The sequence below is a fragment of the Poseidonocella sp. HB161398 genome (genome assembly GCF_005870025.1).
Classification (GTDB): domain Bacteria; phylum Pseudomonadota; class Alphaproteobacteria; order Rhodobacterales; family Rhodobacteraceae; genus Mangrovicoccus.
This window is the reverse complement of sequence record NZ_VATA01000122.1, coordinates 1-9,168: the sequence shown is the minus strand read 5'-3', so window position 1 is coordinate 9,168 and position 9,168 is coordinate 1. Positions and strand designations below refer to the sequence as shown.

Annotated in this window: 6 protein-coding genes and 1 pseudogene; all 7 read left to right on the top strand. The window is 59.6% G+C overall.

What is annotated here, in order from left to right:
• Positions 1-7: 7 nt before the first annotated feature.
• The 7 genes and pseudogenes from FGX59_RS34970 to FGX59_RS34940 all read left to right on the top strand — a co-directional run bounded on the left by FGX59_RS34970 (position 8) and on the right by FGX59_RS34940 (position 8,690).
• Positions 8-163, top strand: a complete 156-nt coding sequence (locus FGX59_RS34970; RefSeq protein ID WP_370296440.1) for a thioredoxin family protein — start codon at positions 8-10, stop codon at positions 161-163.
• Positions 164-817: 654 nt separating this feature from the next.
• Complete coding sequence (locus tag FGX59_RS34965) at positions 818-1,324, top strand: transposase (RefSeq protein ID WP_138473124.1); 507 nt, start codon at positions 818-820, stop codon at positions 1,322-1,324.
• Between the two features lie 349 nt (positions 1,325-1,673).
• Positions 1,674-4,553: a hypothetical protein gene (locus tag FGX59_RS34960; RefSeq protein ID WP_138473122.1), complete on the top strand. Its 2,880-nt coding sequence runs from the start codon at positions 1,674-1,676 to the stop codon at positions 4,551-4,553.
• A gap of 3 nt (positions 4,554-4,556) precedes the next feature.
• A complete protein-coding gene (locus FGX59_RS34955; protein WP_138473120.1) occupies positions 4,557-5,711 on the top strand; it encodes a hypothetical protein in 1,155 nt (384 codons plus the stop codon).
• 194 nt (positions 5,712-5,905) lie between these two features.
• A pseudogene (locus FGX59_RS34950) lies at positions 5,906-6,088 on the top strand (transposase); the annotation flags it as partial.
• Between the two features lie 85 nt (positions 6,089-6,173).
• Positions 6,174-6,410 carry a hypothetical protein gene (locus tag FGX59_RS34945; protein ID WP_138473118.1) on the top strand — a complete coding sequence of 79 codons (237 nt, stop codon included), beginning with the start codon at positions 6,174-6,176 and terminating at the stop codon, positions 6,408-6,410.
• A 330-nt stretch (positions 6,411-6,740) separates the two neighbouring features.
• Positions 6,741-8,690, top strand: coding sequence for a pentapeptide repeat-containing protein (locus tag FGX59_RS34940; RefSeq protein WP_138473116.1), 1,950 nt, complete (start codon positions 6,741-6,743; stop codon positions 8,688-8,690).
• Positions 8,691-9,168: the final 478 nt, after the last annotated feature.

The window sequence follows — 9,168 nt, the reverse complement described above, 5'->3', positions numbered from 1 at the left end:
GCGACTGGTGAAGCTGAATACCCAAGAGCATCAGGCCGCTGGAGCAAAATACGGCATCCGGGGTATCCCGACAATGGTCGCCTTCGCCAGAGGAAAGGAATGCCGCCGCCAGTCGGGCGCCCAACGAAGTGCAGATATCGTGAGCTGGGTGAAAAGCGTCTGAGCTTGCGGACCACCGCGCTGGCGCCGATGGTTCATCGGATGTCACCATACCCGGCTGAGAGGCGGAACCTGCCGGTCATCCCTAGCCGCCCGTACGCCCCTTGGCAGCCCTTTGCTGCCGCTCGCGACGGCGCCGAGGTCGGGGTACCTGGTGAGGTCGACCGCGAGAAGCGGACTTGCGGCGGCGCGGCGGAGCCCAAGCTGTGGACCTGCAAAAGCGGTCGGTCATGGCGGGCAGAGCTTGGTGAGCGCCGACCTGAGCGCGTCGACCAAGTCCGGCCGCTCAACGTGGCCGCCCCTACTGGCGAAGAGCGCAGTTTCCGGCCGGTCGCCGACGGGTGCTGCCAAGCCATGGCGCGCGCCGTCCCTCCCCAGTCCGGACATTCAAAATCCAGCGTCGCCGCGCTGCGGCTTACCCTGGAGCGGTCGCTCGGCCCGGCCTGCAGCATTTTCGGCGCGCTGGCCGACGGAGGTGCGCACAAAGCAGCCACTCGCCGAGCGGCGGCCAACTGATAGGATCGGCCCTTGGACGAAGCCGCTCGCGCGGCATTGGTGCGCTTGGCGGCGGAGCGCGCTGATCGACCTCCCGTGCTTTTGGGAATGAGGGCAGCTGCCTGACGATTGAGGCCTCTCAATCGACAGACAGGAGGTTCCCATGACCGAAGAGAGGATTTCGCCGCTGCGGTCGCGGATGATCGAGGACATGCGCATCCGGGGGATGGGCGAAAAGGCTCAGAAGTCCCACATCAGCGCGATCAAAGATTTCGCCCAATTCCTTGGGCATTCGCCGGACACCGCCACTCCGGAAGAGTTGCGCGCCAACCGTCGCAGCACCGCCGAACAGCACATTCGCGAGGGAAAGTATGCCATCCGTTGGACGCGCCTGTCCTGCCGCCGGTTCCGGGACAACGAGGCACGGCTTCAGCTGCACGCGCTCGCGTACAATCTCGCCGTCTTCCTCGCCAATGTGGGCCTGCCGGAGCCCATGGACGAGTGGTCGCTGACCAGCTTGCAGCTCAAGCTCATCAAGATTGGCGCCCGGGTCGTGTGGCATGCCCGGGCCATCACTTTCCAGCTGGCCGAGGTTGCCGTATCAGGGCCGATGGTCCGTGCCGTCATAGCCGCGATCCAGCGTCTACGAGCGCCCCCGGCGGCGACATGATGACAGCATTTCCCCTCACGACCGAAGGAACACGGCTCGGCCAGTGTGCCCAAGGCATGCAATCCACGGGTACCTGGACCCTCACGACTGGCGCCCGAGGCCCCAATCGCGGGCATCGCCCGATCCGATGGGCATGCGAAGGCCGCCTCCGGTCCGAAAGCCTTGTCAGGAGGCGATCCGGACGGCACCATGACGCTCAACGAGAATTACTTGGGAAAAACCGGATTACACCTCTCATAGGGACACGATCTCCGCGACCCCGAACCACATTTATGATATAGCGTGGGTGTCAGTCGGATGGCATGCCGTTTAGAGGTCTATCGCCGTCGGGATGACGGAGGAGGCTAAGATGGCCGAATTGATGCGGATAATGATCGTCACCCCGGGAGGGGTTTCGGCAGATGGCAGCCATGGCGAACGGGTCATCAAGCTGATCTCTACCCGTGGCGACGGGACCGCCGATGAACCGCGCATCTTCCTTGATGAATTTGCAGGAAGCGAGAATTTCATCTCCGCCCCGCAAAATGATCCGCTTCTCGCGCGCGCGGCAACGGTGCGAGAAGCCGCGCTCACAGGCGGCGGTAACGACGATCAACAGGTCCAGGGTGCTGGCGAAATAGCCGCCGAAATTGCCCAACGAGGCATCGAAAAACGGCTTTCCTATTCGCTGCTGGCTTCGAAACTTTTGGCAAAAGGCGATACGTGGTCGCGCAAGGCACTCGCGCAAGCGCTGCGGGACGTGGCGCTTGTTAAGAGGGTGGCGCGGGACGGTTCAATCAGCCGGGCAGCTGCGGAGCGGTTGCAAAAGGCGGCATTCCAATTGCCAAAGGAATTCGACCGATCGGTGAAATTCCGCGACCCGACTGATGCGCGAAAGGCCGCCAAGCAGGCGATCAAGGCGGAACTATCGGTGCTCGCTGAGTCGGTCGTCGATGCGGCCAAACGTTGCGGCGCGCCCGACGATCTCGAAGCGGCGATCGAGGAAATCGCGAGCATCGAGCAGGAGTCGGACGGCGACTGGGCCAGCCTTAGAAACTTGTCGCTCGAAACGATTCGGTTGCTCGCCGATCGCGACCTGGGGAAGGGGTCGGCCCGCGCGGCCGTGCAAGCCCTCAGGCTCGAAAACGCGGGGGCGAACGAACAGCCGGCGATCCAGCCAATGTTCAAGATGCTCGGCGGCGTCCTCCTGAAAGTCGAGCCAAAGCAAAAACCGGAAGAAGAGCTTTCCACCGCCAGCCTGGCGCTCATCGCCGACATGGGCATCAATCCGGAGCGCGTGCTCCGGGTGCCAGCACTGATCGGCCTTCTCAATGACCGCGCGCCGATCTTTTTTCCCCCGCTATGGGGCGGTCCGTTGCTGCCAGGACCGAGCGGCATCCGCCCCGTCGGTCGCGGTGAATTGTTCAAAATCAAGCAGCAGATCGTCGCATACGAACCAGGCGAAGTGTCTCACGTCGAAAATGTGCTCGCCGGTGAAACGCGCAACCGCAGCCATCGCCGTCTAGTCCGCAGCGAGCAAACCACCATCTTCGAGCGCGAAACGACGACGGAGGAAGAGCGGAGCCTGGAGACCACCGACCGCACCGAACTGAAACGCGAGACCGAACGCGCAATCGAGGAGAAGTTCGACGCCAAGGGCGGCCTCAAGGTCTCGGGCAGTTATGGCATGGTCAAAGTCGAAGCCAGCGCCGAGATCGGCTATGCTACCAGCACGCGCGAGGCGTCCAAGCAGGCGCAGGAACTGGCGCGCGAAGTAATCGAGACGGCGCGCGACCGGATCGTCGAACGCGTGCTGGAACGACGCGAAAGGCGGATGCTGCAGGAGGTCGAGGAAACCAACCAGCACGGCTTCGAGGCGGATGCCGAGAGCCGCATCGGTATCTACCAATGGCTCGACAAGATCTATCGCGCCGAAGTGTTTAGCTGTGGCGAACGGACCATGTACGACGTGCTGGTCCCCGAGCCAGCAGCCGGACTTATCGCTGCTGCCTCGGATCCCACCGCGCCCGAGGATATGAGTAGCCCGCCGCATCCCGGCGAATTCGACGTGACTGTCGACGCGATCGACGAGCGAAGCGTGAACGGCTTTGTCAGCCGGTTCGGCGTGTCGGAGTCGATACCCGATTATCCGAAGGCCAAATATATCGGCGAAGGGTTTTCCAATGCCGACGACGGCGATGCGTCGAAGAACTTTTTCGCGGAGACCAAATCACTCACCATCCCAGCCGGCTATCGACCGGTGTCGGGCTCGATCAAGGTGCTGGCTCGGCGGGAAGGGGACCGCGATGCGTCGGTCGCGGTCACGGTCGGACGCTATAGTGCGCATTTCCAGCTCGACAATCTGGCGGAACCCGACGCAGGCGAGTCCGCCATTATCATCTTTCCCGGCGACGACGTCATCGGGGACCGGATCCAGCTTTCGTGCGCCGCCGATGATATCAATGCGATGACCGCGACGATCATGATCACGCTGGAGCCCTCTTGCGCGATCATCGACGACTGGAAGCGCAAGGTGTTTGCAGCGCTCCGCCTGTCCTATGATGAAATGTTGCAGGCATGGCGCGATCACCAGACGGTCGACCAGTTCGCTGCGGAGGAGGGTGGCGGACCGCTCGGTCGCAATCCGGCGCGCAATCGCGAAGTGGAGAAGGTCGAACTCCAGCGGCTTGCCATCGAGTTGATGCGCAATCGGCCTCTCTGGTTCGACCACGTCGTCGAGACGCCACTAAGCGGGCGCGTCTTTCCCGAGATCGACATTGCGGCGCTGGCGCTGGATTCGCCCGAAATTCGCTTCTTACAACAGGCTTTTGAATGGGAGAATATGACCTATCTGCTCTATCCTTATTTCTACGGGCGTAGCTCCAACTGGTCGATGCAGACTGTGATCGACGATGTTGACCCGAAATGGGAAGAGTTCCTGAAAGCTGGCGCGGCGCGGGTTCAGGTTCCAGTCCGTCCCGGCTTCGAGCTCGCCGCTGATCACTACATGATGACGGGCGAGCCATGGCTGGGCGGCGACGAGCCGGTGATCGGCGATGAGGGCTTTCTCTCGCTCTACGATGAAGAGCGCGCGCGGCTAGGCGCGAATTATCCCGACCGCCATGTTGAGGATGAGGATTTCGACGTGCGTCTACCCACGAGCCTGGTGAAACTTCGGAGCGACACCGAGCTGCCGCGGTGGGAAAGGGTCGACGACGAATGGTTACCGGTCGAGTCAGGGGACAATTGAGCGGTGGCGCTGGTCGTTCGAGTATTCGGAGTGAGCGAACTGCCTGTACTGCAGCCGTATCTTCCAACGATAGGCGAAACACTGCAACTCATTGAACTGCGCGCCCGCCCGTTCCGCTTTCATGTCGAATTCTGGGTGACGCGCGATCAAATCTCTTCGAGGCGTCGGACTACAGACGCGGCGGGTCGGTCGATCTTTCATTTTCCGTATGCACCACCTCGTAGTGGCGCCGACCAAATCCGTATCGGGTTCGTGCAGAACTCGATTTACAGGGTCGATCGGATCAAACGTGGGAGCACGACGCAGGACCTTGTTTCGATCGATAACCGAATGCTCGATACGACGCTGGAACCGGACGATCCCTTTTATCCGTTCATTTACGAGCCGCAACCGATCGAAGTGCCTCAGTCGCAGCAGCAGGCACGACCGCTGCGCTTGGCGCGCGCCCGACCCGGCGGAGGCGTCAGCATGATGGAGCGCCAGGACAGCGTCGATCAAGGACATCACTTTTCCGGTATGAACGCGACAGTGCATGCCAATGGACGGATTGCAACCAACTATCCGCTGCTCGATCCGTTCATGCGTGACGCGCCACGTGTGTCGCAAAGTGCCACAATCGCTCTTCGATATGAAGATGTACCGACCGCCTCGGTGCCCATCCTTTGCCAGAACCAACGCTTGACAGAATTTAAGATCGCGCAGATTCAGCAGTTCTTCGTTGTCTTTCAGCTCAACGGCGGTCCTCTCGAGGCTATACTGGCAACGACGCCATTCACGACTTTTGCCTATGCAAAGATCATTCCGCCAGCGCAAGGGAGATCACACGTCGGAGCAACGATCGAATCAAACGTCGCCGATTTTTTTCCCTGGCCCCAACGCATAGATGCGATTCCCACACGCGAGGCCGCACTGCAACCCTTCCATGAAAGGGAATTTCTCCGATATAGAGCGGCCCGACCTGCCGCCTATCGACCGCGAGTTGAAGGCGTCCAAGTCGGCCTGCCGAGCGATATTATCGCCAGCCAGCTCGATGCGGCCATGGTGTCGAGCGGACAGTCAGCTAACGAGTTGCTTCGGACCCTACCCAACCCTTGTATGGACGAGTATCAGGCGCGTAGTCAGGCTGTGATCGCCAAGCGTAGTAAGGCCGGAGGCTGAAAAGCGGTAAAGAGAAAATTCCGGGAGTCGCCGACCGGCACTGCGGGGCTGCTGTCAGAATAAGTTGCATTTCCCCCGCTTTACGGTAAGCATCCGGCGAGGGCCGCGGTTATGCTGCCTCGTTCTTAGGTCATGTTGACAAAAGGGATTCACAGTTGGTCGCTTTCTGATTCAAGATCACCTCTACGACGGAGGTGATCTTGGCGCGAAATCTGATGTCCGATGCGCAATGGCGGTTCTTCGAGCATTTCATCGCCGCCGTCCGCGCCCCAAATGGCCGCAAACCTGTCAACCATCGCCTTGTTCTGGATGGCATATTCTGGATCGCACGGACCGGTGCCCCGTGGCGGGACCTTCCGGGGGAGTTCGGAAAATGGGGGTAGATAAGGCTCGGCAGGATATTCGCCTTATGAAACTGAAAATTATCCTATAGACAGAACATCACACAGCAGAAAGAAAAAAATGTTGAAACGACTGTGCGGATCCTACTTGGCCTTTATGGAAGGGATGGCAATGTGGGTGCGGAAGAAAATGTTTCGTGCTCTGCTTGTTTTGCTTGCGATGGCCGCCCTGCTGCAGTTTGCACAGATCGCGGGTCATGTCGGCGCAATACCTTCCTGGGTGCATATCGCGTTAGCAGGGTTCCTGCTGGTTTTCTATATCGTTCCTTTGATTTACTTTGTGGTTTTCAAGGGATGAATGGAATAATGGGCGGAAGATGCGAGCTAGCGTCGAGGCTTCAAAAAAATCCAGTTCACGAGTCTGCGAACTCCGGGAGCCCGAGCGGTGGATCTTCGAGAGCGGTCGGTCACGGCGGGCGGAGCTTGGCGGGTGCCGACCTAGCCGGGCCGCTCCAATCCGGCCGCTCATGGCGGCCGCCCCTCCTGGCGAAGAGCGCAGTTTCCCGCCGGTCGCAGACAGGTGCTGCCAAGCCATGGCGTGCGCCGCCGCTCCCCAGTCCGGTCATTCAGAATCCGGCGCCGCTGCGCTGCGGCTTCCCCTGGAGCGGTCGCTCGGTGCGGCGCGACCGTGGCCGACTTTCTCACCGCCGTTCTCATATTGTCAGGTTATATGAAAATGAACCACGCGATGTCTGACGCCAACAAGACCCTGATACTCAATAGGATAAGCACCGTCACAAAAGCAGCTCGGGCGACTTGGTTTGCGTATCTAATTGCGCTCGCCTTCGTTGCGGTCACACTTTTGGATGTCGAGGACGTAGACTTTTTCGCTCTCGACCGTGGGGCCCAGCTTCCACTAATCGGTGTCTCCGTCCCGGTTCCACTCTTTTTCTTGTTTGGCGCGGGTATCGTCACTGCGGTACATATCTATATTCACGTTTTTCTTGAAAAACTCTGGCGCGAGTTGGCGCAACTGCCGTCGTGCATCGACGATCAAAATATTGCCTCACAGATCGAGCCTTGGCTTGTGTCGGATTTTGCGCTGCACGTGCGGCGATGGCGTCGTCCAGATGAACCCCCATGTATCGAGTCCAGCTCACTCGGCGGTCTCGGGGTCGTCGCATCGGCGTTGCTGCTTTACATGGCAGGTCCGGCGCTTCTGATATCATTGTGGTATCGGTCGCAGCCGGCCCATGATTGGGTCCTCACCTTGCCGATTTCTGTGATGCTGACATTCGCGATCTGGGCTACGTGGGCGAGCCTGTCGGCGCTCAGGGAAAGAATGGGCTCCGTTGGACATCCCAAGTCGGGTCTTCTGCGTATTCGCCCAGTGACAACCGTAGTTCTCGCCGTCGCGATCATGACGGTCTCTCTTTTACGAACGACATGGGATATCGCTGAGGTCGGTACACCACGCTATCCAGAAGACATTTCTCCTCTTGGTGCTATCCTCAACTGGTTTCGTCCGGTTCCAGCAAATCTTTTGGAGGCGCAACTCACAAGCCTCCCGTCTGATTGGCGCGACCGGGAAACCGCGCGCCAACGATTCTATTCGGAATGGTGTGATAGGCCGGGCCAAGCCGAGTGCAAGGCTGAACTGGCCTGGCCCGAACGTTTCGAAGGAGAGTGGCGTGCGCTCCGAGCCGACTACCTGGCTGCACTTCCAAAGCCAAGTCTGCAAGGCAGGGATCTTGCTTTCGCCAATTTTGTCGGCGCATTTGCACCAGGAATAGATCTTCGTGGCGCAAATCTGTCTGGCGCCCGTCTAGATGAAGCGGTGCTTGAGGGAGCAAACCTCTCGGTACTGGAATTGGGTAGCGAAGACACGCGTCCAACGTTGCTTCGTGGCGCCAGCCTTAATCGTACGGACCTAACCGCCGTCAACCTCGGCGGGGCTGTTCTGCATGGTGCAGAGATGAGCAACACTCTTTTGAAGGGGGCGAATCTAGAGGATGTTGACCTGAGTGCGAGCTGGCTGCTTCGACCGGATGTCAGCGGCGCGCGGCTTGTCGGCGTGGACCTTCGGTTCAGCGTCATTGTCGGCTCAGAAACCTCAGCTAGATGCGAGCCGATTCTCGGCGAAGCGCTTAACTTGCGGACTTTGCGACATGTCGCTGAGGGAAATGAAATCAGTCAGGCCATTATGCCCTACTGCGCCACTGAGAAGCTGAACACCCACCGGACATTCCACGACGTGGATCTGGAGTTGACAGCCCTGCGTTTTTTGGACCTTTCGTTTCTGGGTTCAGGCATGGCGAGCAATCAAGTCGAGATTGAAGATGCGTTCGCGGACAAATCCGTAATCTTGCCTTCCTTTAGACCAGAGGACCTTCCAAGCGTTTCGCCTGGACTCAATTCCGACCGGTGCTTCTTCGGCCGCTGGCGGGCACTCATTGAAGCGCGCAACCTTCCTTGGCCTCCGAGCGCTGCGATTGGCAATCAGACGATTGTCGCTTCGGTCAAATGGAGCGGCTCCCCGTTTCATGGCGGGGTAGCCACCGTGTCAAACGGAAAGGTCGCGGATGTATTGCCAATCCTTGCCGACGAAGAGTGTACGAAGGGATTTCAAGGTAACTGATCTTTTCTACTACTCGAAGACACCCAAAGACAATTCCTAGGTTTTTAGGTTCCGATCAGAGCATTCAAAGACATTCGTTATCGACCATCCCGCACTTAACCGACCTTCGTTCGTATCGCAGCGAAAGCTAACTCTGTCCGCTTCTCTGCCGACCAGCATGCCAAGAATGCTGCGGCAAGGGTCGACCGGCCGGTTCGGGGAAGGCTGCAGCGCGGCGGCGGCGCCTAGTGAACGGCCGCACTGGGGAGCGCCATCTCGCCCCTCGTCCTGGCTGAGCCTGTTCGCGACCGGCCGCTTTCTGCGCTGATCCGACGGACAGGGACGCCCCGGCGACCGGCAGCAATGCAGGTTCCAGGTTAAAGCGGCACCGCACCTGTCCGTAGCCCCCAAGTTCGACGTCAAAATCGATAAGCATTTGATATTGCTCGCATCGCATTGCGAGTTTTGCCACAACGGGACGGTCAGGCGGGCTTCGGGA

Coding starts and splice junctions, on each gene's coding strand:
- FGX59_RS34965 (WP_138473124.1), top strand. CDS start 818: ATGACCGAAGAGAGGATTTCGCCGCTGCGGTCGCGGATGATCGAGGAC.
- FGX59_RS34960 (WP_138473122.1), top strand. CDS start 1,674: ATGGCCGAATTGATGCGGATAATGATCGTCACCCCGGGAGGGGTTTCG.
- FGX59_RS34945 (WP_138473118.1), top strand. CDS start 6,174: ATGTTGAAACGACTGTGCGGATCCTACTTGGCCTTTATGGAAGGGATG.